General features: G+C 71.7%; 18 protein-coding genes and 1 pseudogene. 12 read left to right on the top strand and 7 right to left on the bottom strand.

Annotated elements, in window-relative coordinates; all coding sequences use genetic code 11:
- Positions 1-92 precede the first annotated feature (92 nt).
- The 3 genes from GA0070561_RS16675 (at position 93) to GA0070561_RS16665 (ending at position 4,573) form a co-directional block, all read left to right on the top strand.
- On the top strand, positions 93-2,606 hold the full coding sequence (locus GA0070561_RS16675; RefSeq protein WP_091401553.1) for a DEAD/DEAH box helicase: 2,514 nt from the start codon (positions 93-95) through the stop codon (positions 2,604-2,606).
- A 157-nt stretch (positions 2,607-2,763) separates the two neighbouring features.
- Positions 2,764-3,408 carry a hypothetical protein gene (locus GA0070561_RS16670; protein WP_091401551.1) on the top strand — a complete coding sequence of 215 codons (645 nt, stop codon included), beginning with the start codon at positions 2,764-2,766 and terminating at the stop codon, positions 3,406-3,408.
- 262 nt (positions 3,409-3,670) lie between these two features.
- Positions 3,671-4,573 carry an endonuclease domain-containing protein gene (locus GA0070561_RS16665; RefSeq protein ID WP_141710393.1) on the top strand — a complete coding sequence of 301 codons (903 nt, stop codon included), beginning with the start codon at positions 3,671-3,673 and terminating at the stop codon, positions 4,571-4,573.
- 226 nt (positions 4,574-4,799) lie between these two features.
- Here the strand turns inward: GA0070561_RS16665 and GA0070561_RS16660 are convergent, their stop codons facing one another.
- The 5 genes and pseudogenes from GA0070561_RS16660 to GA0070561_RS16640 form a co-directional block, all read right to left on the bottom strand.
- The gene (locus tag GA0070561_RS16660; protein WP_091401547.1) at positions 4,800-5,747 is read right to left on the bottom strand and encodes an ABC transporter substrate-binding protein; all 948 of its coding nucleotides are present in this window, start codon (positions 5,745-5,747) and stop codon (positions 4,800-4,802) included.
- Between the two features lie 224 nt (positions 5,748-5,971).
- Positions 5,972-6,742, bottom strand: a pseudogene (locus GA0070561_RS16655) (ABC transporter ATP-binding protein); the annotation flags it as partial.
- A gap of 19 nt (positions 6,743-6,761) precedes the next feature.
- The gene (locus tag GA0070561_RS16650; RefSeq protein ID WP_244166270.1) at positions 6,762-7,835 is read right to left on the bottom strand and encodes a FecCD family ABC transporter permease; all 1,074 of its coding nucleotides are present in this window, start codon (positions 7,833-7,835) and stop codon (positions 6,762-6,764) included.
- 59 nt (positions 7,836-7,894) lie between these two features.
- Positions 7,895-8,941 (bottom strand): FecCD family ABC transporter permease, encoded by a 1,047-nt coding sequence (locus GA0070561_RS16645; protein WP_091401545.1) that lies wholly within the window; start codon positions 8,939-8,941, stop codon positions 7,895-7,897.
- A gap of 60 nt (positions 8,942-9,001) precedes the next feature.
- On the bottom strand, positions 9,002-10,987 hold the full coding sequence (locus GA0070561_RS16640) for a multicopper oxidase family protein (protein WP_091401542.1): 1,986 nt from the start codon (positions 10,985-10,987) through the stop codon (positions 9,002-9,004).
- Between the two features lie 118 nt (positions 10,988-11,105).
- Here GA0070561_RS16640 and GA0070561_RS16635 point away from each other — a divergent pair, with 118 nt between their 5' ends.
- Positions 11,106-11,465, top strand: a complete 360-nt coding sequence (locus GA0070561_RS16635) for a YciI family protein (RefSeq protein ID WP_091402189.1) — start codon at positions 11,106-11,108, stop codon at positions 11,463-11,465.
- A 12-nt stretch (positions 11,466-11,477) separates the two neighbouring features.
- Here GA0070561_RS16635 and GA0070561_RS16630 read toward each other — a convergent pair whose 3' ends face one another.
- A complete protein-coding gene (locus GA0070561_RS16630) occupies positions 11,478-11,870 on the bottom strand; it encodes a cytidine/deoxycytidylate deaminase family protein (protein ID WP_091401540.1) in 393 nt (130 codons plus the stop codon).
- Positions 11,871-12,013: 143 nt separating this feature from the next.
- On the opposite strand from GA0070561_RS16630, the gene hrpA reads away from it, so the two are divergent.
- The gene (gene hrpA / locus GA0070561_RS16625) at positions 12,014-16,078 is read left to right on the top strand and encodes an ATP-dependent RNA helicase HrpA (RefSeq protein ID WP_091401537.1); all 4,065 of its coding nucleotides are present in this window, start codon (positions 12,014-12,016) and stop codon (positions 16,076-16,078) included.
- A 79-nt stretch (positions 16,079-16,157) separates the two neighbouring features.
- Here the strand turns inward: hrpA and GA0070561_RS16620 are convergent, their stop codons facing one another.
- The gene (locus GA0070561_RS16620; RefSeq protein ID WP_091401535.1) at positions 16,158-17,090 is read right to left on the bottom strand and encodes a LysR family transcriptional regulator; all 933 of its coding nucleotides are present in this window, start codon (positions 17,088-17,090) and stop codon (positions 16,158-16,160) included.
- Positions 17,091-17,173: 83 nt separating this feature from the next.
- On the opposite strand from GA0070561_RS16620, the gene GA0070561_RS16615 reads away from it, so the two are divergent.
- From GA0070561_RS16615 to GA0070561_RS16585, 7 genes are all read left to right on the top strand, one after another.
- The gene (locus GA0070561_RS16615; protein WP_084597936.1) at positions 17,174-17,857 is read left to right on the top strand and encodes a succinate dehydrogenase cytochrome b subunit; all 684 of its coding nucleotides are present in this window, start codon (positions 17,174-17,176) and stop codon (positions 17,855-17,857) included.
- Position 17,858: 1 nt separating this feature from the next.
- Positions 17,859-19,796, top strand: coding sequence for a fumarate reductase/succinate dehydrogenase flavoprotein subunit (locus GA0070561_RS16610; protein ID WP_091401532.1), 1,938 nt, complete (start codon positions 17,859-17,861; stop codon positions 19,794-19,796).
- Positions 19,793-20,557 carry a succinate dehydrogenase/fumarate reductase iron-sulfur subunit gene (locus GA0070561_RS16605; protein WP_091401529.1) on the top strand — a complete coding sequence of 255 codons (765 nt, stop codon included), beginning with the start codon at positions 19,793-19,795 and terminating at the stop codon, positions 20,555-20,557. Before GA0070561_RS16610 ends, GA0070561_RS16605 begins: the two co-directional genes overlap by 4 nt.
- A gap of 239 nt (positions 20,558-20,796) precedes the next feature.
- Positions 20,797-21,981 (top strand): zinc-dependent alcohol dehydrogenase, encoded by a 1,185-nt coding sequence (locus tag GA0070561_RS16600; RefSeq protein WP_091401527.1) that lies wholly within the window; start codon positions 20,797-20,799, stop codon positions 21,979-21,981.
- A 64-nt stretch (positions 21,982-22,045) separates the two neighbouring features.
- Complete coding sequence (locus GA0070561_RS16595; protein ID WP_244166269.1) at positions 22,046-22,966, top strand: SDR family NAD(P)-dependent oxidoreductase; 921 nt, start codon at positions 22,046-22,048, stop codon at positions 22,964-22,966.
- 112 nt (positions 22,967-23,078) lie between these two features.
- Positions 23,079-24,083 (top strand): serine hydrolase, encoded by a 1,005-nt coding sequence (locus GA0070561_RS16590; protein ID WP_244166268.1) that lies wholly within the window; start codon positions 23,079-23,081, stop codon positions 24,081-24,083.
- Positions 24,084-24,207: 124 nt separating this feature from the next.
- Positions 24,208-25,377 carry an MBL fold metallo-hydrolase gene (locus tag GA0070561_RS16585; protein ID WP_091401520.1) on the top strand — a complete coding sequence of 390 codons (1,170 nt, stop codon included), beginning with the start codon at positions 24,208-24,210 and terminating at the stop codon, positions 25,375-25,377.
- The last annotated feature ends 66 nt before the right edge of the window (positions 25,378-25,443 follow it).

The following is a 25,443-nucleotide window of genomic DNA, read 5'->3' as shown; positions in this document are numbered from 1 at the left end:
GCACGCCGCGGCGCGTTCGGGACGCCCGGACGGGGGTCCGGTGCAGGCCGGGTTGGCGTACCGGGGCATGATCCAGGCACCATGGACAGGCTATGACGCTCACCGCCGCGCTGCCGACAAGCGCCGACCCCGACACCCTCTTCGACGCGTTCGCCGGCTGGGCGAAGGAGCGCGGCCTCGACCTCTACCCCCATCAGGAAGAGGCGGTCATCGAGATCGTCTCCGGCGCCAACCTGATCATGAACACGCCCACCGGCTCGGGTAAGAGCCTGGTGGCGATCGCCGCGCACTTCGCGGCCCTCGCCGACAGCCGGACGACCTTCTACACCGCGCCGATCAAGGCCCTGGTGTCGGAGAAGTTCTTCGCGCTCTGCGAGGTCTTCGGCGCCGAGAACGTCGGCATGCTCACCGGCGACGCCAGCGTCAACGCCGACGCCCCGATCATCTGCTGCACCGCGGAGATCCTGGCGAACCTGGCGCTGCGCGAGGGCACCAAGGCCGACGTCGGCCAGGTGATCATGGACGAGTTCCACTTCTACGCCGAGCCCGACCGGGGCTGGGCGTGGCAGGTGCCGATCATCGAGCTGCCGCAGGCCCAGTTCATCCTGATGTCCGCCACTCTGGGGGACACCACCCGCTTCGTCGACGACCTGACCCGGCGCACCGGGCGGCCGACCGCCGTCGTACGCACGGCGGAGCGGCCGGTTCCGCTCATCTTCTCGTACGCGATGACGCCGCTGCACGAGACGCTTGAGGAGCTGCTGGAGACCAAGCAGGCCCCGGTGTACGTGGTGCACTTCACCCAGGCCGCCGCACTGGAACGCGCCCAGGCGCTGACCAGCGTCAACGTCTGCACCCGCGCCGAGAAGGACATGATCGCCGAGGCGATCGGTGGTTTCCGGTTCACTGCCGGCTTCGGCAAGACGCTGTCCCGGCTGGTCCGCCACGGCATCGGCGTGCACCACGCCGGCATGCTGCCCAAGTACCGCCGCCTGGTGGAGACCCTCGCCCAGGCCGGCCTGCTCAAGGTCATCTGCGGCACCGACACCCTCGGCGTCGGCATCAACGTGCCGATCCGGACCGTGCTGTTCACCGGCCTGTCCAAGTACGACGGGGTCCGTACCCGGCTGCTGAAGAACCGGGAGTTCCACCAGATCGCCGGGCGGGCCGGCCGGGCCGGCTACGACACCATCGGCCGGGTCGTGGTGCAGGCCCCAGAGCACGTCATCGACAACGAGAAGGCCCTCGCCAAGGCCGGTGACGACCCGAAGAAGCGGCGCAAGGTGGTCCGCAAGAAGCCGCCGGAGGGCTCGATCGGCTGGGGCCAGCCCACCTTCGACCGGCTCGTCGACGCCGAGCCGGAGCCACTGACCTCCAGCTTCCAGGTCAGCCACTCGATGCTGCTCAACGTCATCGGCCGGCCCGGGGACGCGTTCACCGCGATGCGGCACCTGCTCACCGACAACCACGAGGAACCCGCCGCGCAGCGCCGGCACATCCGCCGCGCGATCGCCATCTACCGCGCCCTGCGTGCCGGCGGCGTCGTCGAGGAACTGCCCGAGCCGGACGAGACCGGCCGGCGGATCCGGCTCACCGTCGACCTCCAGCTCGACTTCGCCCTCAACCAGCCGCTCTCCCCCCTCGCGCTGGCCACCATCGAGCTGCTCGACGCCGAGTCCCCGTCGTACGCGCTCGACGTGCTGAGCGTGATCGAGTCGATCCTCGACGACCCCCGGCAGATCCTCTCCGCGCAGCAGTTCAAGGCGCGCGGCGAGGCGGTCGCCGCCATGAAGGCAGAGGGCATCGAGTACGAGGCGCGCCTCGAACTGCTCGACGAGGTGACCCACCCGAAACCTCTGGCCGAGCTGCTGGAGGCCGCGTACGAGATGTACCGGCAGGGCCACCCCTGGGTCGCCGACCACCAGCTCTCCCCCAAGGCCGTCGTCCGCGACATGTACGAGCGGGCCATGACCTTCACCGAGTACGTGCAGTTCTACGGGCTGACCCGCTCGGAAGGTCTCGTCCTGCGCTACCTGGCCGACGCGTACAAGACGCTGCGCCAGACCGTGCCCGAGGACGCCAAGACCGAGGAGCTGATCGACCTCATCGAGTGGTTGGGTGAGCTGGTCCGCCAGGTCGACTCCAGTCTCATCGACGAGTGGGAGCGGCTGCGCAACCCGTCCGACGTGGCCGAGGTGGCCCAGGCGCACGCCGCCCTGACCGATCGGCCGCCGGCGGTGACCCGCAACGCGCGGGCGTTCCGGGTGCTGGTGCGCAACGCGCTGTTCCGACGCGTCGAGTTGGCCGCGCTACGCCGCTGGGACCTGCTCGCCGAGTTGGACGCCGAGGACGGCTGGGACTACGACGCGTGGGCCGACGCGCTCGCGCCGTACTTCGAGGAGTACGACTCGATCGGCGTCGGGCCGGACGCCCGAGGGCCGGCGCTGCTCATGATCGAGCAGGGGCGGGAACGGTGGACCGTCCGCCAGAGCTTCGACGACCCCAACGGCGACCACGACTGGGGCATCAGCGCCGAGATCGACCTGGTGGCCTCCGACGAGGTCGGTGCGGCGGTCGTGCGGATCACCGACGTCGGCCAGCTCTAGCGAGCGTCTCGAAAGGGGGGTCGTCCGTACGCCGGACGGCCCCCTTTGTCGCGTCTTCCGCACCCCTTCTTTCGCTGGGCGATGTCAGACCCGTCGATTAGAATGTATGTACTAATCGAGTTCCTGACCTGCAGGATTACGATCCGGGAGGACGCCCGTGACCGCGCCCGCCTCCACGCCCCTCACCCCCTACGCCACACTGCTCGGCTTCACCCGCTACGTCGACCGCACCGGCCCCACCAAGGCGACCTTCGTCGGCGGGCTGCGCAAGCAGCGCGCCAGCCGGTCCGGCTTCAACCCGCACGGCCAGTTCGTCAAGGCGCTCAAGGCCGACATCGCCTTCCACACCGGCGGCACCCACCTGGCCGGGGTGGCCGACATCGTCAAGCCACGATGGCGCCCGCTCTACCAGGCACTCGTCCCCGGCGCCACGACCTGGCTGCACTCCCTCGGCGAGCCGGCCGCCGTCGATCTCGCCCAGACCCGCGACGCCCTGGCCATGCTGGGCGATCTGCCCGTCAAGATCAACCCCCACTTCGGGGTACGCCACGCCGACGGCCGCGCCGAAGCGGTCCGCCTGCACTTCGACGAGGCCCCACCGAGCGAGGAATCGGTGCTCGCCACCCTGCACCTGATGGCCCGACACATGGACGCGGTGCTCCCGCACGCCGAGCCGGTCCTGGTCGACGTCCGCCGCGGTCTGGCCCACCGCATGCCCACCGACGCCAAGCCCGACCAGATCGAACGATGGCTCTCCGGCGAGGCCGCCGCCTTCCGCGCCATCTGGTCCACCGCCGCCTAACCCACCCCGCTCTCCACGCCGCCCACGCCCAACACCCAACACCCAAGCGCTCCACGCGCTCCACGTGCTCCACGCGCTCCACGCGCCTGCCCGGCATGATCGCGCTCGATCCAGGATGTAGTGGCCTCCCGAGAAGCGGAGGCCACTACATCCATGTTCGAGCGTGATCATGGGGATAACGACGCGCATCGGCGCCGGGGTGGTGACCGTGGTTATCCACAGGGGCAGCGTGACGCGAAGGGGTTCGGCCAGCCTGAGGTCCATGCCGAAAGTTCCTCGTCGGCCGCCGCAGTTGCGGGGTCGGGTCTTCCGTGGCTCGACCGCCGTCTCGCGAGGCCTACTGACCCGCAACGAGCTACGCAGCTCGGCGTGGCGACCGCTCTTCCGCGACGTCTACGCCGATGCCCAGATCGCAGTCACCCACACCATCAGATGCACCGCCGTCGGACGCTGGCTGGTCCCACCCGGTGCGGCCATCGCAGGGCGCGCTGCCGCCGGCCTGTACGGCTGCGCGAAGCCCGGCGCGAGCGAGCCGGTCGACGTCCTCGTTCCCGCCGCCACCCGGATCGGCCCGACCGCCGGCATCAGGGTCCACCACGGAGAGATCGACTCCGGCGACACCGTGGACCGGGCCGGGGTCACGGTGACCAGCCCGGCGCGTACCTGCTGGGACCTGGCCCGTTGGCTCGACGTGGTCGAGGCGGTGGTCGTCATCGACGCCATGCTGGCCAACCGGCTGACGACCGCGCCAGCCCTGCGCGAGTACGCGCTGAGCCGGGCCGGTCGACGCGGCTGGCGATCGCTGCTCCGCGCGGTCGACCTGGCCGACGCGGGTGCGGAGTCCCCCCAGGAGTCCCGCACGCGGGTCGGGCTGGTGCTCGCCGGCCTGCCGAGGCCGGAGACGCAGTGGGTCGTGGCCGATCGGGGCCGGTTCGTGGCCCGCCTGGACCTGGCCTGGCCACAGTTCAAGGTCGCGGTGGAGTACGACGGACTCTGGCACGACGACCCCGAGCAGTTCCATCGGGACCGCCAACGCCTCAATCGACTGCTCGGCGGCGACTGGATCGTGCTGCACCTGACCGCCAAACGCCTCCGGGACGACTTCGACGGGTTCCTCGCCGAGGTTCGAGCCGCCCTACGAGCGCGCTCGCGCTCCCCCCGGTGACGATGATCGTGCTCGAACATGGAAGTAGTGGCCTCCCCCGTCTAGGGAGGCCACTACTTCATGGATCGAGCACGATCATGTGCCGGCGCACGGGTGCGCGGGGTGCGCAGCGCGTGCCTCGCACGGGTGCGCGGGGTGAGCGCCTCGCGCGGTGCGCGGAGCAACGCCTCGCGCGGGTGCGCGGAGTGCGTGCCTCGCGCGAGCGGCCCTGGTGGTGGAGGGTGTGTCAGGCGGCGGGGAGGTACTTGGCCAGGTCGTCGAGAATCTTGTTGGCGGCGCCGACGCCGATGCCGGTCATCCAGACCTCGTCGGAGACGGGGTACGCCTTGCCGGCCTTGACCGCGCCGAGGCCCTTCCACAGCGTCCCGCCGGCGACCTTGGTCTGCTCGGCGGCGGCCTTGTCGCCGTACGCGGTCACGAAGATGACGTCACCGTCGACCTCGTTGATCCGCTCGGGGCTGACCAGGTCGAAGCGCTTGTCCTCCTTGTTGGCGAGCAGCTGCCGCTCGGGGCGCCCCAGGCCGGTGTCGCCGATGACGATGCCGGAGAACGAGTCCGGGCCGTACACCCGGATGTTGCCGGGCAGGAACCGCACGATGGAGACCTTGCGCGCGGCGGCGTCGCCGAGCGTCGCGCCGAAGTCCTTGGCCCGCTTCTCGTACGTGGCGAGCAGATCCTTGGCCTGCTGCTCGCGGCCGAGCGCCTTGCCGTCGAGGAGGAGGTTGTCCTTCCAGGTGATGCCCACCTTGTCGGTGAACACGGTCGGCGCGATGGCGGCCAGCTCGTCGTAGAACTTCTCCTGGCGGAACTTGCTGCCGAGGATGAGGTCCGGCTTCAGCGCGTTGATCGCCTCAAGGTCGGGCTCGGTGAGCACCCCGACCTCCTTGATGCCGGCGAGCTTGTCCGCGCCGAAGTACGTGGGCCAGCTCTTCGCCTCACCGGCGGTGGCCGCACCGACGGGCGTGATGCCCAGCGAGAGCGCAGTGTCGATCTTGTCGGTGTCGAGTACGACGACGCGCTTGGGCTCGGCCGGAACCTTGGTGGTGCCCATGGCGTGGGTGATCTCCCGGGTGTCCCCGGTGGTGGAGCCGGCGACCGGGTCGCTCTCACCGCAGGCGGTGAGGCCGGCGCCGAGGGCGACGGCCGCGGCGAGAGCTGCGACGAGACGACGCATCAGAGTCCTTTCGAGGGGTGCGAGCCGGCGAGCGGGTTGGCCGCGTCGCCGGTGGCGGGTCGGGCGTCCGGTACGGACGCCGTCGACGAATCGGGGTCTTTCACGCCAGCGGACGCGGCGACCGCGTCACCAGCGCCAGCGGACGCGGCAGCCGGGTCACCAGCGCCACCCGGCGAAGCGACCGGGCCGCCCGACGCGGCAGCGGGAGCCGGAGCGTTGCCACCGGTGTACGCGGGCACCACCAGCGGCGCGCCGGTCACCGGGCAGGGCACGACCACGCAGGCCAGCCCGAAGACGTCGCGGACCAGGTCGGCGGTGAGGATCTCCCGGGGCGGGCCGGCGGCGACCACCGCGCCGGCGCGCATGGCGACCAGGTGGTCGGCGTAGCGGGCGGCCTGGTTCAGGTCGTGCAGGACGGCGACCACGGTGCGGCCCCGCTCGGAGCGCAGCCGGTGCAGGAGGTCCAGCACCTCCACCTGGTGGGCCAGGTCGAGGAAGGTGGTCGGCTCGTCCAGCAGCAGGGCGTCGGTGTCCTGGGCGAGGGTCATGGCGATCCACACTCGTTGCCGCTGACCGCCGGAGAGGCTGTCCACCGGTCGGTCGGCCAGGTCGGTGACGTCGGCGAGGGCCATCGCCTGGTCCACCGCGGCGCCGTCCTCCGACGACCACTGCCGCCACCACCGTTGGTAGGGCTGTCGGCCGCGCCCGACCAGGTCCGCCACCGTGACGCCCTCGGGCACCAGCGGGCTCTGCGGCAGGACGCCGAGGCGGCGGGCGACCTCCCGGGTCGGCAGGTCGCGGATGGCGGTGCCGTCCAACAGCACCGTGCCGCGGCGGGGGGTGAGCAGCCGGGCCATCGTGCGCAGCAGGGTGGACTTGCCGCACGCGTTGGGTCCGACGATCACGGTGAACGCGTCGGTGGGCAGGTCGAGGTCGAGCCCGTCGAGCACGGTCCGCTCGTCGTAGCCGGCGACCAGGTCGCGGGTGGAGAGCATCACACGACTCCTTGAGGCGTCACGACGACCGCCGCCGGCCACGCAGCAGCAGGAAGATCAGGTACGGGCCGCCGATCGCGGCGGTCAGCACACCGGCGGGTAGTTGGGTGGGTGCGAACAGGCGCCGGCCGGCCAGGTCGGCCAGCACGAGCAGGAGGGCGCCGAGCAACGCCGCGCAGACCAGCGGTGGTCGTTCGGCGCGTACCAGTCGTCGGGCCACCTGCGGGGCGACCAGCGCCACGAAGTCGACGGCGCCGACCTGGGCGGTGACCATCGCGGCGACGAGTACGCCGGTGCCGGCGAGGCCGATCCGACGCGCCACCGGGCGCAGCCCGACGCCCCGGGCGGTGTCGTCGTCCAGGGCGCTGCTGTTCAGCGCCCAGCCGGCCCAGGCCAGCACCGGCAGCAGCACCAGCAGCGTGCCGGCTATCCAGGCCGCCTCGGTCCAGCCCTTGCCGGCCAGGGTGCCGATCAGCCAGATCTGCGCGCGCAGCCCGTCGATCGGATCGGCGGTGAGCATGACCACCTCGGTGAGCGCCCGGAAGCCGAACGCGACCGCCACCCCGGCGAGCACGAACCGCTGCGCGGCCAGCCCGTGCCGGGCACCGAGGGCGAACAGCAGCACCGCCGCGAGCAGCCCGCCCACCAGGGCGGTGGGCGCCACCAGCACCGCGGCCATTCCGCTGGTCAGGGCCACGGTCGCGGCGAGGCCGGCGCCCTGGGTGATGCCGATGACGTCCGGGCTGGCGAGTGGGTTGCGGGCCACGCTCTGGATCAGCGTGCCGGCCACGCCGAAGGCGGCGCCGGCCACGGCGGCCAGCACGACCCGCGGCAGCCGAAGATCAAAGACCACGAGGTCGTACGGGGTGCCAGCTCCGGAGAGGGCGCGCAGCACGTCGGCCGGGGCGACGTACGGGGTGCCCAGCGAGAGGCTGAGCACAACGGCCAGCAGGAGCAGCACGGTCAGCACGGCGGCCACCAGTACCGCGCGACGGCGGATCAGCAGGCTGACCGGGCCGACCCGCAGCAGCGACCGCCCGGCCAGCCGGGCACCGTCACCGCCAGGCGAGCCGGCGGACACGACGGTCGACAAGCCAGCGGACCCAGCCGGGCTGGGCGGGTCAGCGGGGCCGGAGGAACGGCGGGTGGTGGTCACGCGGTCACCACCCGGGCGCGGCGGACCAGCACGGCCAGCAGTGGCGCGCCGATCAGCGCGGTGACGATCCCGGCCGGGATCTCACCCGGCGGGGCGACGAGCCGACCGACGATGTCGGCGGCGAGCAGCAGCGCCGGCCCGAGCAGGGCGGAGACGGCGAGGGTCCAGCGGTGGTCCGCGCCGACCAGGGCGCGGGCCAGGTGCGGCACGGCCAGCCCGACGAACGCGACAGGTCCGGCGGCGGCCACCGCGGCACCGGTCAGCAGCACGGCGGCGAGGCCACCACCGAGGCGGACCAGGCCGATTCGGTGGCCGAGACCACGGGCCACGTCGTCGCCGAGGGCCAGCGCGTCCAGGCCCCGGGCCACCAGGGCGGCCAGCACCAACCCGACGAGGACGAACGGCAGCACCTGCGCGGCGACCGACAGGTCCCGTCCGGCCAGCCCGCCGACCACCCAGAAGCGGTACTCCTCGAAGGTGCGGGCGTCGATGCTGAGCAGCGCGTACACCCCGGAGGCCAGGCTGGCGTCGAGCGCCGCGCCGACCAGCGCGAGCGTGACCGGGCTGGCGCCCTCGCGGGCGCGGGTGGCGATGGCGAAGACCAGCAGCCCGGCGATCAGGGCCCCGGCGATACCGAACCAGACGTACCCGGCGAGCGTGCCGACGCCGAAGACGGAGATCGCGAGCACCACCCCGAACGACGCGCCCGCGCTGATGCCGAGGATGCGCGGCTCGGCGAGGGGGTTGCGGGTGAGCGCCTGGAACAACACCCCGGCCACGGCGAGCGCGAGCCCGACCGCGAGGCCGAGCGCGGTCCGGGGCATCCGCAGCTCACGGACGATGGTGCTGGCGTCGCCGCCGTCCGGCGCGACGAGCGCGTGCCAGACCTGGTCGACGCCGAGTTGTCGGCTGCCGAGCGCGAAGCTGGCCAGCACGGTGAGCAGCAGCACCAGCGCGGCCCCGACGGTGACGGCCACCCGGCGGCCGGTGCGGGTGCCGGACCGGTTGCGGGCCGGGGTCGGCCGGGTGGCGAGGGTGGTCACGAGTCTCCTGCACGTTCATGCTTAGGTTCGCCTAACCTTAGCCGAGCTGCGGAAAGGGGCCTAACCGGCGTCTGTCGATACCGTCCCGGGTCCCCCCGGCCCGCCCGACGAGCCACCGTCCCCGCCCGACGGGCCACCGTCCCCGGCCGCCGCGGCACCGCGCGGCAGCACGTTGAGCGGCCGCATCATCTCGTTGTCCTCGTGCTCCAGCAGGTGGCAGTGCCAGGCGTACCGACCCGGCAGGTCGAAGTGCGCCTTGATCCGGGTCACCTCCCACGGGTACGCGAGCACCGTGTCCATCCATCCCCGCTCCCCCGGGCCGGGCTGCGCCCTCCCCGAGTGCCCCCGGCCGAGCAGCTCGAACTGGACCTGGTGCAGGTGGACCGGGTGCACGTGCCGGGTGAAGCTGCGCACCTCCCAGACCTCGGTGTCGCCGAGGGTGGGCTGCTCGGTCACCGGGTCGCTCCAGCGCAACGGCAGGCCCCGGCCACGCTCGTCGAGGACGCCGAGCAGCATGGTCATCCCGCCCGCCCCGCCTGACCTCCGCTCGTTGAGCGACAACCGGCGTATCCGCTGGGCCGGGCCGAGCCGAGGGTGTGACGGAAGCCGCAACTGCTCCGGTGGCACGCTCGGATCCGCGCCGGCCGCGTCGGTGACCACGAAGCGCAGCACCTGCCCGGTGGTGTGGGGGTCGGCGGGGTCGAAGTCCACCCCGGGCCGACCGCCGGCGTACGGCCAGTCGGGTCCCTCGTTGACCAGGTACAGCTCGGTGCCGGCCGGCACGTCGGTGAAGTCGACGATCGCGTCGACCCGCTGGGCCGGGCCGAGGGTCACCCGTTCGTGCGGCACCGGCTCAGGCAGGAGACCGCCGTCGCTGCCGATCTGCCAGATCGGCAGCACCGGCCGGGCCGGCCGCGCGGTGGCGTGAGCGACCACGCTGAGCAGCAGGAACCGGCTGTTGCAGCCGTTGAGCAGGCGGAACCGGTAACGCCGACGCTGGACCGTCAACGTGGGCCAGGTGCGACCGTTGACCACGATGGCGGAGCCGGAGAACCCCGAGGTCCAGAGCGGTGGCACATCGCCGTGCGACGAGCGCGTGTCCGGGTAGAGCAGATCGCCGTCCGCGGTGAAGCTGCGGTCCTGGATCAGCAGCGGAATGTCGTGGTACCGGGCGTGCGGCGGATCGTCGCGGGCCGGCGCCGGCCCGGGCAGTACGCCGTCGGACAGGTCGTCTCCGCCGCCGAGCAGGTAGAACCCGACCGGTCCGGCGTAGACGTTCTCCCGGGTGAGTCCGAGCGAGTGGTCGTGGTACCAGAGGGTGCAGGACCGCTGGTCGTTCGCGTACTCGAAGGTGGCCGAGCCCGGTGCCCAGCGCAGGCCGGAACCCTCGGCGAAGCGGGACCGGAACTCGCGGTAGGCGCTGCCGGTCACGGCGAAGTCCGGCGGCAGGTCGCGGGCGACCGGCAGGTACCACGCCTCGGAGTGTCCGTCGCTCTCCTGCGTGCTGTGCCCACCGTGCAGGTGCACCACCTGGGGCACCGGGCCGCGGTAACCCCGGGGGTCGCCGTCCCAGTGACCGTGCCGGTCCCGGCCCGCCGGCCCGCCGGGCGGGTTGGCCCAGTGCAGGCTGGGGTCCACCGGCAGCAGATGCGGCAGGTAGTCGCCCCGGTCGTCGACGAGCTGGTTGACCCAGGTCACCCGCACCGGGCGGCCCACCCGCGCCATGATGGTGGGCGCCGGGTAGCCGAAGCTGCCGGGGTGGGCGGTGGAGCCGTAACCCCACACCGTGGTGCGCGGCCACGACGGCGGCAGGATCTGCTGGCGGAACTGTCGTACCGCGATCACGTACTCGTCCCGCTCCGGGCCGGTGGCCACCGCTGGCATGGCAGGTGGGATCCGCAGCGGCGTGACGTACTTCGGAATCTCGCCGGCGTCCAGCGGTGCCGCCGCGGCGAGCGCCCGGCCCGACGCCCTCCCGCCCGCCGGGACCAGCACCGCGGCGCCGCCAGCGGCACCAGCCGCGAGCAGTCGTCGTCTGGTGACCATGCCGCACCTCCCAATCGCTAAGAACCTCGATTCGAGAATGAGATTCGCAGACGATCACAGGCCGGACAGATAGCAGATGACACCCAGAAGAGGAAGATTCGCACCATAGGGTGTGACCATGCGATTCGACCAGCACACGGTCGTCCTGCTGACCCGGCCGTCGGATCCGCCGGAGCTGCCGCAGGACGCGATCGACCGGTTGCGGGACGCGCACCTGGCCCACCAGGCGGGCCTCGTGCAGCAGGGGCTGGTGCTCGCGGCCGGCCCGTTCCTGCACCCCGACGACGAGCAGCTGAGGGGTTTCGTGGTGCTGTCCATCGCCCCGGACGAGGCACGCGCGCTGTTCGCCAACGACCCCGCCGTGCGGGCCGGTCGCCTGGTCGCCCGGGTCACGTCGTGGCTGCTTCCGGAGGGCACCCTGCGGTTCGAGAGCGTGCCGGTGCCGCAGTCGATGCTGGAGGCGGCCTCCGGGGACTGACCCCGGGCCCGGTCAGCCGGCCGAGCCGCTGCCGGTCTCCGCCGGCAGCTCACCGAGCGGGACCACCCGCAGGGCGTCCATCGGGCCGACGACCACCCGCAGTTGCGGGAAGTAGTCCCGCAGCACCTGCTGGCACCGGTCACAGGGCGCGACGACCTCGCGGCCACGGTCGGCGACCGTGACGATCGTCTCCAGCGCGGTGACGCCCTGTGTGGCGGCCGTGCCGATGACGACAAGTTCGGCGCAGGCCCCTCCGGTGGCGTGCTGGACGTTGACGCCGGTGAAGACGCGCCCGTCCGCGGTCCGGGCCGCCGACGCGACAGTGTGATGCTGGCTGCGACAGCGCAGCTTGGAGACCGCCGTCGCGGCCTGCACCAACGCGCGGTCGGTGTCGCGCATCTCCATCCGGCTCCCCCAGCGCTCGACGTCGGCCGCCAACTCTAGGGCCCGCTCGCGGCCGTCAAGGGACCGGAGGTGGCCGTCGGAGAGCCGGCCGCTCGGTAACCCAGGGGCGGTGCGCCGCCGGGCTGCCTATCCTTGGGCACGACATGCAGAATCCAACCGCCTCCGTCGCGTCCGACCCCGTTCGCGAGCTGCACCGCCGCCTCACACCTCTGATGTTCCGCGACCAGCGCCGGCTCCAGCGGCGACTGGACGGTGCCCGCAAGCTGCGCGACCCGCAGCGTCGGGAGGCGGCGCTGACCGAGATCACCGCCGACCTGGTCCGGGCCGAGCAGCGGCTCGCCGCCCGGCAGGCGGCGGTGCCCGTGATCACGTACCCGGTGGGTTTGCCGGTCAGTGAGCGCAAGGACGACATCGCCGCTGCCATCCGCGATCACCAGGTGGTGATCGTGGCGGGCGAGACCGGCTCCGGCAAGACCACCCAGATCCCCAAGATCTGTCTGGAGTTGGGGCGCGGGGTGCACGGCCTGATCGGGCACACCCAGCCCCGGCGGTTGGCCGCCCGGACGGTGGCCGACCGGATCGCCGACGAGCTGGGCACCGAGTTGGGCGACGTGGTCGGCTACAAGGTGCGCTTCACCGACCAGGTCAGCGAGCGCAGCCTGGTGAAGCTGATGACCGACGGCATCCTGCTGGCCGAGTTGCAGACCGACCGGATGCTGCGCCAGTACGACACGCTGATCATCGACGAGGCGCACGAGCGCAGCCTCAACATCGACTTCATCCTCGGGTACCTGCGGGAGCTGTTGCCCCGACGACCCGACCTCAAGGTGATCATCACCTCGGCGACCATCGAGACCGACCGGTTCGCCCGGCACTTCGCCGGGCCACCCACGGCCGACGAGCCGGAGGGCGTGCCCGCGCCGGTGGTCGAGGTCTCGGGGCGTACCTACCCGGTGGAGGTGCGCTACCGGCCCCTCGTCGAGCTCGCCGAGGGCGAGGAGGACGGCGACGGCGACGAGGAGACCGTCCGCGACCAGATCCAGGCGATCGGCGACGCCGTCGAGGAGTTGGCCGCCGAGGGCCCCGGCGACATCCTGGTCTTCCTCAGCGGTGAGCGGGAGATCCGGGACACCGCCGACGCGCTGGGCAAGCTCGTGCAGAAGAAACGAACGCTACTCGGCACCGAGATCCTGCCGTTGTACGCGCGGCTCTCCTCCGCCGAGCAGCACCGGGTCTTCGCCGCGCACTCCTCACGCCGGGTGGTGCTCGCCACCAACGTCGCGGAGACCTCGCTGACCGTGCCCGGCATCAAGTACGTGGTGGACCCGGGCACCGCCCGCATCTCCCGCTACTCCAGCCGGCTCAAGGTGCAGCGGCTGCCGATCGAGCCGATCTCCCAGGCGTCGGCCAACCAGCGCAAGGGCCGGTGCGGTCGTACCTCGGACGGCATCTGCATCCGCCTCTACGACGAGCAGGACTTCCTCTCCCGGCCCGAGTTCACCGACCCGGAGATCCTGCGGACCAACCTGGCGTCGGTCATCCTCCAGATGACCGCGATCGGGCTCGGCGACCTCGCCGCGTTCCCGTTCATCGACCCACCGGACAAGCGCAACATCACCGACGGCGTCAACCTGCTGCACGAGCTGGGCGCGCTGGACCCGACCGAGGCGGACCCGGCGAAGCGGCTCACCGCGCTGGGCCGGCGGCTGGCCCAGTTGCCGGTCGACCCGCGGCTGGCCCGGATGGTGGTCGAGGGCGAACGCAACGGTTGCGCCACCGAGGTGTTGGTGATCGCCGCCGCGCTCTCCATCCAGGACCCGCGCGAGCGGCCGGCGGAGAAGCAGGCCCAGGCCGACCAGGCACACGCCCGGTTCGCCGACAAGGAGTCGGACTTCGTCGCCTTCCTCAACCTGTGGCGCTACCTGCGCGAGCAGCAGCGGGAGCTGTCCTCCAGCGCGTTCCGCCGGATGTGCAAGGCCGAGTACCTGAACTACCTGCGCATCCGCGAGTGGCAGGACATTGTCAGCCAGCTGCGCCAGGTGCTGCGTACCCCGTCCGACGGCGACCGGCGTGGCGGGCGGCCGGCGCGCGACAGCTCGGACGACGCGGACGCCGGCCGGGGCCGCCGGGGTGGCGCGGACCTGCCGGAGGAGATCGACACCCCAAAGGTGCACCAGTCTCTGCTGCCCGGCCTGTTGTCGCACATCGGCCTGAAGGACGCCCAGAAACACGAGTACCTGGGTGCGCGGGGCGCGAAGTTCGCGCTCTTCCCCGGGTCGGCGCTGTTCAAGAAGCCGCCGCGTTGGGTGATGGCCGCCGAGTTGGTGGAGACCTCCCGGCTGTGGGGGCGCATCGCCGGCCGGGTCGAGCCGGAGTGGGTCGAGCCGCTGGCGCAGCACCTGGTCAAGCGCAGCTACAGCGAACCGCACTGGGAGAAGAAGCAGGCCGCGGTGATGGCCTACGAGAAGGTCACCCTGTACGGCGTCCCGCTGGTCAGCTCCCGCAAGGTCAACTTTGGGCGGATCGACCCGACGCTGAGCCGGGAGCTGTTCATCCGGCACGCCCTCGTCGAGGGCGACTGGCAGACCCACCACCAGTTCTGGGCGGACAACAAGCGGCTGCTCGCCGAGATCGAGGAGTTGGAGAGCCGGGCCCGACGCCGGGACATCCTGGTCGACGACGAAACCATCTTCGGCTTCTACGACCAGCGGATCCCCGCCGACGTGTCCTCCGGCCGGCACTTCGACAGCTGGTGGAAGAAGACCCGCCGCGAGCAACCCGACCTGCTCACCTTCACCCGTGACCTGTTGATCAACGACGGCCGACCCGGGGTGGACGAGGACGACTACCCGGACGAGTGGCAGGCCGACGGGGTGCGGCTGCCGCTGACCTACCGGTTCGAGCCGGGCACGCCGGACGACGGCGTCACGGTGGACATCCCGCTGCCGCTGCTCAACCAGGTGCCGGCGGAGACCTTCGACTGGCAGGTGCCGGGGCTGCGCGAGGAGACGGTGATCGCGCTGATCCGCTCGCTGCCCAAGGCGATCCGCCGCAACTTCGTCCCGGTGCCGGACTACGCCCGGGCCGCCCTGGCGGCGATCACTCCCGGCGAGGAGTCGCTGCTGGACGCGCTCACCCGGCAGCTGCGCCGGATGACCGGGGTGACAGTGCCCCGCGACGCATGGGAGCCGGGCAAGCTGCCGGCGCACCTCCGGGTGACCTTCCGGGTCCTCGGTGACGACGAGAAGCCGGTCGCCGAGGGCAAGGACCTACCGGCCCTGCAACGCCAACTCCGCCAGGAGGTACGCCAGGTGGTGGCGGCCGCCGCACCGGAGGTGGCCCGTACCGGGTTGCGCGAGTGGAGCATCGGCACGCTGCCCCGGACCATCGAGCAGGTCCGTGCCGGTTACGCGGTCACCGCGTACCCGGCGCTGGTCGACGAGGGCGCCACGGTCGGGGTGAAGGTGTTCGACTCCCCCGCCGAGGCGGAGGCGGCGCACTGGGCCGGCACCCGCCGACTGCTGCGGCTCACCGTGCCGTCCCCGGCGCGGTTCCTGCAGGGGCGGCTGGACAACGAGGCGAAGCTGGCGTTGAGCCGCAACCCGCACGGCGGCGTGCAGGAGCTGATCGAGGACGCGGCGGGCGCCGCCATCGACCGGCTGATCGGCGTGGCCGGCGGGCCGGCGTGGGACGCCGACGGCTTCGCGGCCCTGCGCGAGAAGGTCCGCGCCGACCTGGTCGACACCGTCGTCGAGGTGATGGACCGGGTCCGCAAGGTCCTCGCCGCCGCGTACGCCGTCGAGCAGCGACTCGGTGCGACCCGCAACCTCGCCGTGGTGGCGGCGCTGGCCGACATCCGCAACCAGCTCGCCGGTCTGGTGCACGCCGGTTTCATCACCGAGACCGGGTACGCGCGCCTGCCCGACCTGCTGCGCTACCTCACCGCCATCGAACGTCGGCTGGAGCGGCTGGGCGGCAACCCGCAGCGGGACCGCCAGCAGCAGGACCGGATCGCGGTGGTGCAGAAGGAGTACGCCGACCTGCTCGCCAACCTGTCGCCGGCCCGCCGCCAGGAGACCGCCGTCCGGCAGATCCGCTGGATGATCGAGGAGTTGCGGGTGAACGTCTTCGCCCAGGCGCTGGGCACCCCGTACCCCGTCTCCGAGCAGCGGATCTACCGGGCGATGGACGACGCCGAGGGCCGCTGAGCCGACGGCCGGGCCGCTGCCGACATCTTCGCGGCGGCGGCCCCCGTCCGGCCTCTTCGCTGCGGCGGGCCCCGGCGGGTCAGGTCAGTGGCTCGACGCCGGGGGGCAGTTCGCCGAGGTCGATCGCCGACTGGATGTAGTCGAGCAGGATGCGGCGAAGCTCCCTACCGGCGTGGGTGGGTACGACGTCGCGCCGACGGGCCACCGCGATGGTCCGCCGCACCCCGGGCGGGGCGAGGGGGGTGATCCGCACGCCCGGCCGGCGAGCCAGCACGATGCCGGGCACGAGAGCGATGCCGAGCCCCGCCTCGACGAAACTGAGCACCGCGTCCATCTCGCCGCCGTCCACAGCGAAGGTGGGTTCGAAGCCCGCCTCCCGACATGCCTGGATGGTCGCGTCGCGCAGGTCGTACCCCTCCCGGAACATCACCATCGGTTGGTCCCGCAGGTCGGTGATCCGCAGCTCCCCGGTCGGCGACGCGGTCGCCACCTCCCCCACCGAGGCCACCACCAGGCTCTCGCGCAGGATCGGGTCGACCCGCAGCCCGGGGTCTGCCCCCTGCGCCGGCATGATGATGAGGGCCAGGTCGAGGTCGCCGCGGAGCAGGTCGCGCACCAGATCCTGCGAGCCGCCCTCTTCGACGCGCAGGTCGACGGTGGGGTGCGCGTCGCGGAAGCGGCGCAGCACCGGCGGGGCGAGCGAGGTGGCCAGACTGGGGGTGGCCCCGAGCCGGACCCGGCCCCGGCGCAGCCCGACCAACTCCTGGACCTCCCGGGTCGCGGTCTCCACGTCGGCGAGGATCCGGGTGGCCAACGGCAGCAGCACCTCACCCGCCGCGGTGAGTGCGATGTTGCCCCTTACCCGCTCGAACAGTGGTGCTCCGAGGTCGGCCTCCAGAGCGTGAATTTGCTTACTGAGAGAAGGCTGAGTGATGCCCACGAGGTCGGCGGCTTGGGTGAAATGTCGTACTTCGGCCACCGCGACGAAGTACCGGAGCTGATGGAGCTGCATCTACATAGCCTACGGCTATCAACACTGCGAGTTTGATGCATTGGACGACTGATCGAAGTACTCCTAGCGTCGGTCCTGTGGTAATCACGAAGACTCGGTCGCCCATCCGCTCGAACGTCGGCCTCAAGGCCGTCATGGCGGTGACGGGCATCCTGCTGGCGCTGTTCCTCATCGCCCACATGCTCGGCAACCTGAAGGTGTTCACGGGGGAGACCTCGTTCGACCACTACGCCCACTGGCTGCGCGACATCGGCAAGCCACTGCTGCCCGGCGTCTGGTTCCTGTGGATCCTGCGCACCGTGCTGGTGGTGGCGGTCGTCGCCCACATCGTGGCCGCCACCGTGCTGGCCCGCCGGGCCCGCGCCGCCCGCCCGGTCAAGTACGCCCACCGCAAGAAGGTCAACGGCAGCTACGCGGCCCGCACGATGCGCTGGGGTGGAGTGATCATCCTGCTCTTCGTGATCTACCACCTGCTGGACCTGACCACCGGCACGCTGAACCCGGTCGGTGACGCCAGCAAGCCGTACGGCAACGTCGTCGCCGACTTCGCCCCGGAGCGCTGGTACGTCACGCTCTTCTACACGCTGGCCATCCTCGCGGTGGGCTTCCACCTGCGCCACGGCGCGTTCAGCGCGTTCCGCAGCCTCGGCCAGCAGACGCCCCGCGGCGAGCGCAGAGCGCGTACCGCGGCTCTGATCTTCGCCGTGCTGCTCTGCGCCGGGTACCTGGTGGTCCCGTTCGCCGTACTCACCGGATTGGTGTCCTGACATGGAACTCTTCACCGAGGGCGACCCGATCGCCGACACCAAGGCTCCCGCCGGCCCGGTCGAGAAGCGTTGGGAGACCCGGCGCTTCGAGGCCAAGCTGGTCAACCCCGCCAACCGCCGCAAGATGACGGTGATCGTGGTCGGCACCGGCCTGGCCGGCGGCTCCGCCGCCGCGACCCTGGCCGAGCAGGGCTACCACGTCAAGTCCTACTGCTACCAGGACAGCCCGCGGCGGGCGCACTCCATCGCGGCACAGGGCGGCATCAACGCGGCGAAGAACTACCGCAACGACGGCGACTCCGTGCACCGGCTCTTCTACGACACCGTCAAGGGCGGCGACTTCCGCTCCCGGGAGTCGAACGTGCACCGGCTCGCCGAGGTGTCGGTCAACATCATCGACCAGTGCGTCGCCCAGGGAGTGCCGTTCGCCCGCGAGTACGGCGGCCTGCTGGACACCCGCTCCTTCGGTGGCGCCCAGGTGCAGCGCACCTTCTACGCCCGGGGCCAGACGGGCCAGCAGCTGCTGCTCGGGGCGTACCAGGCCCTGGAGCGGCAGATCGGCCTGGGCAACGTGGAGATGAACGCCCGGCACGAGATGCTGGAGCTGGTCCTGGTGGACGGCAAGGCCCGGGGCATCGTCGTCCGGGACCTGGTCACCGGCGAGATCAGCACCGAGATGGCCGACGCCGTGGTGCTCGCCTCCGGCGGCTACGGCAACGTCTTCTACCTCTCCACAAACGCCAAGGGCTGCAACGTCACCGCCACCTGGCGCGCGCACCGCAAGGGCGCGTACTTCGCCAACCCGTGCTACACGCAGATCCACCCGACCTGCATCCCGGTCTCCGGCGACCACCAGTCGAAGCTGACCCTGATGAGCGAGTCGCTGCGCAACGACGGCCGGGTCTGGGTGCCGAAGACCAAGGGTGACGACCGCAGCCCGAAGGACATCGGAGAGGACGAGCGGGACTACTACCTGGAGCGGATCTACCCCTCCTTCGGCAACCTGGTCCCCCGCGACATCGCCTCCCGCGCCGCGAAGAACGTGTGCGACGAGGGTCGGGGCGTCGGGCCGACGAAGCTCGGCGTCTACCTCGACTTCGCCGACGCGATCGGCCGGCTGGGCCGCAAGGCCATCGAGGCCAAGTACGGCAACCTCTTCGAGATGTACGAGCGGATCACCGGCGAGGACCCGTACGAGGTGCCGATGCGCATCTACCCCGCCGTGCACTACACGATGGGCGGCCTGTGGGTCGACTACGACCTCCAGTCGAACATCCCCGGCCTGTTCGTGATCGGCGAGGCGAACTTCTCCGATCACGGTGCGAACCGGCTCGGCGCCTCGGCGCTGATGCAGGGCCTCGCCGACGGCTACTTCGTGCTGCCCACCACCATCGCCAACTACCTGGCCTCCGGTCCGCTGGAGAAGGTCGACGCCAGCCACCCGGCGGCCGTCGAGGCGCGCACCGACGTCGAGGACCGCGTCCAGCGGCTGCTCGGTGTCGACGGCGACCGGACCGTGGACTCGTTCCACCGGGAACTGGGCCAGATCATGTGGGAACACTGCGGCATGGAGCGCAGCGAGGCCGGGCTGCGCAAGGCGATCGACGAGATCCGTGCCCTGCGCGAGCAGTTCTGGCAGCGGGTCAAGGTGTCCGGCACCGGCGAGGAACTCAACCAGTCGCTGGAGAAGGCCGGCCGGGTGGCCGACTTCTTCGAGCTGGCCGAGCTGATGTGCATCGACGCCCTGCACCGCGAGGAGTCCTGCGGCGGCCACTTCCGGGCCGAGCACCAGACCCCCGACGGTGAGGCGCAGCGCGACGACGACCGGTTCGCGTACGTGGCGGCCTGGGAGTTCACCGCCGACGGCGAGCCCTCGGTGCTGCACAAGGAAGACCTGAAGTTCGAATACGTCCACCCCACGCAGCGGAGCTACAAGTGAACCTGACCCTGCGCATCTGGCGCCAGAAGGGCCCTGAGGACAAGGGTCGGATGGTGACCTACCCGGTCGACGACGTGTCCCCGGACATGTCGTTCCTGGAGATGCTCGACGTGCTCAACGAGCGGCTGATCCTCGCTGGCGAGGACCCGGTGGCGTTCGACCACGACTGCCGCGAGGGCATCTGCGGCATGTGCGGCCTGATGATCAATGGCGACGCGCACGGGCCGCAGCGCGGCACCACCGCGTGCCAGCTGCACATGCGGCAGTTCAAGGACGGCGAGACGATCGACATCGAGCCGTGGCGGGCCAGCGCCTTCCCGGTGGTCAAGGACCTGGTCGTCAACCGCAGCGCCTTCGACAAGATCATCGCGGCTGGCGGCTACGTCACCGCGCCGACCGGCAGCGCCCCCGAAGCCCACTCCACCCCGGTGGCCAAGGCCAACGCAGACGCCGCCTTCGAGTCGGCGGCCTGCATCGGCTGCGGGGCCTGCGTGGCAGCCTGCCCGAACGGCTCCGGCATGCTCTTCACCGCCGCCAAGCTCACCCAGCTCTCGCTGCTGCCCCAAGGCCAGCCCGAGCGCTACACCCGGGTGATCGGCATGGTCGACGCGCACGACGAGGCCGGCTTCGGCGGCTGCACCAACGCCGGCGAATGCACCCCGGCCTGCCCGAAGGGCATCCCGCTGAACACCATCGGCCGGCTCAACCGCGACTACCTCGCGGCCACCGCCAAGGGAGCCAACAACACCCCCGGTTCCTGAGAGTCCGTCGTACCACGCCAGACCGCCGTATCCCGCTTTCCTCGGGGGTACGGCGGTCTGGCGTTCTGGCTCTTGGCCTCTGGATGCGGTGAGGGCTGGGGCGACCGTCCCCGGCTCCCACCGCAACCACCGCCAAGCCCGACGCCAGCCCGAGAGACACGCCAGGGACACGCCGCCGGTTCAAGTGCCCGAGCCCGGGTAGCAGTCTTTTGAGACGGCAGTGAGAAGGGATGAGGGACATGAAGGCGCTCACCTGGCAGGGCAAGCGGGACGTACGGGTCGAGGAGGTGCCGGACCCTCGGATCGAGGAGCCGACCGATGCGATCGTGAAGATCACCTCGACCGCGATCTGCGGTTCCGACCTGCACCTCTACGAGGTGCTCGGGCCGTACCTGAAGCCGGGTGACGTCCTGGGCCACGAGCCGATGGGCATCGTCGAGGAGGTCGGGTCGGAGGTGACCGGGCTCAAGCCGGGCGACCGGGTGGTGGTGCCGTTCAACATCGCCTGCGGCAGCTGCTGGATGTGCGAGCGCCAGCTCTACGCGCAGTGCGAGACCACCCAGGTGACCAGCGAGGGCAAGGGTGCCTCCCTGTTCGGCTACACCTCGCTCTACGGTTCCGTGCCGGGTGGGCAGGCCGAGTACCTGCGCGTCCCGCAGGCCCACTTCGGGCCGATCAAGATCCCGCAGACCGGCGCGGACGAGCGCTACCTCTACCTGTCCGACATCCTGCCCACCGCCTGGCAGGCGGTGAAGTACGCGGACACCCCACGAGGCGGCACCCTGGCCGTCTTCGGCCTGGGCCCGGTCGGGCAGTTCTGCGCGCGGATCGGCCGCCACCTCGGCGCGGGCCGGGTGATCGGGCTGGACCTGGTTCCCGAGCGGCTGGAGTTGGCCCGCCGGCACGGCATCGAAGTGCTCGACGTGAGCCAGCTGTCCGACGTGCCGGGCGCGTTGATCGATCTGGTCGACGGGCGCGGTCCGGACGCGGTGATCGACGCGGTCGGGATGGAGGCGCACGGTTCGCCAGCGGGGAAGTTGGCCCAGACCGCCGCCGGGCTGTTGCCGGACAAGCTGGCCCAGACGATGACCGACCGGGCGGGCGTGGACCGGCTGTCCGTCCTGCACGCCGCGCTCAAGGCGGTTCGCCGTGGCGGCACCGTGTCGCTGTCCGGCGTGTACGGCGGCGAGGCGGACCCGATGCCACTGATGGAGATGTTCGACCGGGGTGTTCAGCTGCGGATGGGGCAGTGCCACGTGCGCCGGTGGACCGACGAGATCCTGCCGCTGCTCTCCGGCGACGACGACCCGCTGGGCGTGGAGGACCTGCGTACCCACCGGTTGCCGCTGGCCCGGGCACCGCAGGCGTACGAGATGTTCCAGAAGAAGGAGGACGGCTGCATCAAGGTCGTGCTCGAACCATGAGTGCGAGGAGTGAGCCGGGGTTGCGAGCCCCGCAGTCACGATTGCAACTCGCACCGTGAGCCGGGTGGTCGTGATCGTTGGCGCGAGCAGCGGGATCGGCCGGGCGACGGCCCGGGCGTTCGCCGAGCGCGGCGACCGCCTGGTCCTCGCCGCTCGCGCCACCACGACCCTGGCCGAGGTACGCGCGGAGTGCGCCGACGTCGACGTGCTGACCGTGCCGACCGACGTGACCGAGCCGGACGCGCTGGACGCGCTCGCGGGCGCCGCGGTCGACCGCTTCGGCCGCATCGACGTGTGGGTGCACACGGCGGCGGTGATGGCCTACGGTCGCTTCGACGAGTTGCCGGAACGGGTCTTCGACCAGGTGGTACGGACCGATCTGCTCGGCGCGGCCGGCTCGGTGCGGGTGGCGCTGCGACACTTCCGGGCCACCGGGGCCGGCACGGTGATCCTCACCGGTTCGGTGCTCGGACACATCACCGCGCCGTACATGAGCGCGTACGTGGCGAGCAAGTGGGGGTTGCAGGGTCTGGTCCGGACGGTGCAGCAGGAGTTGCGCGACAGCCCGGAGATCCGGCTGTGTCTGGTCAACCCGGGCAGCGTGGACACACCGGTGTACCAGCAGGCGGCCAACTACCTGGGTCGGATCGGGCGACCTCCGCCGCCGGTCGCCGGCCCGCAGCGGGTGGCCCGGGCCATCGTGGACTGTGTGGACCGGCCCCGCCGGGAGGTGTCGGTGGGTCGGCTCAACGTCGTGCTGCGGGCCGGCTTCACCGTACTGCCGGGCGTCTACGACGTCCTCGTCGGGCCGTTGATGCGGGCGGCGGGCCTGAGTGGACGGTCGGTCGCCGCGCACGACGGTTCGGTCTTCGCCGCGAACCCGGCCGGCGAGGCGGTACGCGGCGGCCACCTGCCCGACCTGCGGCAACTCGTGTCCGGGCCGGTGGTTGCGGTGGGCGCCGCGCTGCGCCGACGGTTCGGTTGACCTGTTCGGGACTGTTCGGGACAAATTCGGGGGCGTCGTGCATCGATCAACTCGCCTAGGGTGGTGGGCCAGCAAGCGCTCTGGCACATCACGATCGGGGAGACGATTGACCATGCGACTGAACCGCAGAACGGCACTCGGGTTGGGCACGGTGGCCACCGCCGGCACGGTGCTGGGCGCTGCCGCCCCGGCGAGCGCCGCCGAGACCACCGAGGCGTCGCCGACCACCCCCGCTCGGGCCGCCCGCCGGGTCGCCTCCGTCTTCACCAGGCACAGCGCCGAGGCCGGCGGCAACTGGCAGGCGTACGTCAGCGTCGCCGACCCGGCCGGTGCGCCGGTGGTCGCGGTCGAGGCCGACGCGGACCGGCGGATCGAGGCGTACAGCGTCAACAAGATCGCCGTCGCCACGGCGGTGCTCGACAAGGTCGACCGAGGGCTGCTCACCCTGGACCAGCAGGTCGAGGTGAGCGCGGCGATCGTCGTACCGGGCGGTGACGGCATCTTCAGCCTGGACGGCGCGTACCCGAGCCTGGTGACCATCGGGCATGTGCTGGCCAACCTGCTGACCGTCTCGGACGACACGGCGGTGCGGCTGTGCGGGCTGGTCGCCCCGGCCGCCGAGATCAACTCCATCCTGGTCGCCAAGGGCTTCCCGAACACCCAGGTCCAGCCGGTGGCCAACCCGAACCGGTTCTTCCTCGGCACCAGCACCCCCCGGGAGACGCACGACCTGCTGCGCGCCCTGGTCGCTGGCACGCTGCTCTCCCCCGCCTCGACGACGTACCTGTTGGGCATCCTGCGCTCCCCGGTGGCGTTCACCGACGGCATCCGGCGCACCATGTCCTCCGACGAGCGGGCCCGGATCGCCACCAAGGCCGGCTGGTACGCCGACGCCCGGCACGAGGCCGGCGTGATCTTCGACCGCTCCGGCGCGGCGGTGCTCACCTACGCCCTCTTCGCCGACGGGCAGGCCAACCCGGAGGACTTCGGGGCGACCCACCCGGCGGTGCAGGCCCGGGCCGCCATGGGCCCGAAGTTCCTGGCCGCGGTGGACCGGATCGCGGGCGTGGGCAGGACGTTCCGGATCACCGCCCGACGCCCCAGCAACGGCGGCTAGGGCACACCGTCAGCCCTTCCCGGGTCGGTCGCCGCTGTCGGCGACCGACCCGGCGTGGCGACCACCGAGGCACGGGTCGGCCCGGGTGACTACCGTGTAGGGCGGACACGTCGGAGGGACGGCAATGGCACGAGCGCAGAACACGGACGTCGAACGGTCGCTCGGGCGACGGATGCGGGGCGCCGCTGGCCTGGCCGCGCTGGCCGGCCTGGCGTGGGTCGCCCGGGATGTGCCGGCGGCCCTGGGTGGCCGGCTCAGCGGGGCGCGGGCCGAACGGGCGGCCCGCTCGCCGCAGTTCCGCGAGGGCACCTTCCACAACCGGGCCGGCACCCGCACGATGATCGCCGAGCCGGGGCGCAACCTGGTCCGCGAGCTGATCTTCGGCAAGCAGAAGCGGCGTCCCACCGCGCCCGTGCCGCTGCTGCGCCCCAGCGCGTCCGTGCCGCCCGGGCCCGCCAGCGGGTCGACGGCCACTGACACCACCGGCGAGCTCAACATCGTCTGGTACGGCCACGCCTCGACCCTGATCGAGATCGAGGGCCGGCGGGTGCTGCTCGACCCGGTCTGGAGCGAGCGGTGCTCCCCCTCGGGCATAGTCGGCCCGCGCCGGCTGCACGAGCCACCGGTGAGCATCGACGAGCTGCCCCCGCTGGACGCCATCCTGATCTCGCACGACCACTACGACCACCTCGACATGGCCACCGTGCGGGCGCTGCTCGCCGGGCAGTCCGCGCCGTTCCTGGTGCCGCTCGGCGTGGGCGCACACCTGGACCGCTGGGGCGTGCCCGCCGAACGGATCATCGAGCTGGACTGGTCCGAGTCGCACCAGGTGGCCGGCTTGGAGATCACCGCCACCGCCGCCCAGCACTTCTCCGGACGCGGGCTGCGCCGCGACGGCACGCTCTGGAGTTCGTGGGTGGTGGCCGGGGCGCACCGCAAGGTCTTCTACACCGGCGACTCCGGCTACTTCGACGGGTACGCCGAGATCGGCGCCGAGCACGGGCCGTTCGACGTGACGCTGATGCAGATCGGCGCGTACGACCGGGCCTGGCCGACGATCCACATGTTCCCGGAGGAGGCGGTCAGCGCCCACCTCGACCTGCGCGGTGGGCTGTTCGTGCCGGTGCACTGGGCGACGTTCAACCTGGCCCTGCACGACTGGTCCGAGCCGGTCGACCGGCTGTGGGCCGAGGCGAAGGCCCGCGACGTACGGCTCGCCGTGCCCCGGCCGGGCGAGCGGGTGGTCGTCGACGAGCCGCCCGCCGTCGACGGCTGGTGGCAGGCCGTAGCCTGAGTCAGGCCAGGCAGGCATCGCCTGAGTCAGGCCAGGCAGGCATCGCCTGAGTCAGGCCAGGCAGGC

It is taken from the genome of Micromonospora saelicesensis (assembly GCF_900091575.1).
Taxonomy (GTDB): Bacteria; Actinomycetota; Actinomycetes; order Mycobacteriales; family Micromonosporaceae; genus Micromonospora; species Micromonospora saelicesensis.
Note: the sequence above shows the minus strand (reverse complement) of the source record. Positions and strands in the feature narration are given on the sequence as shown.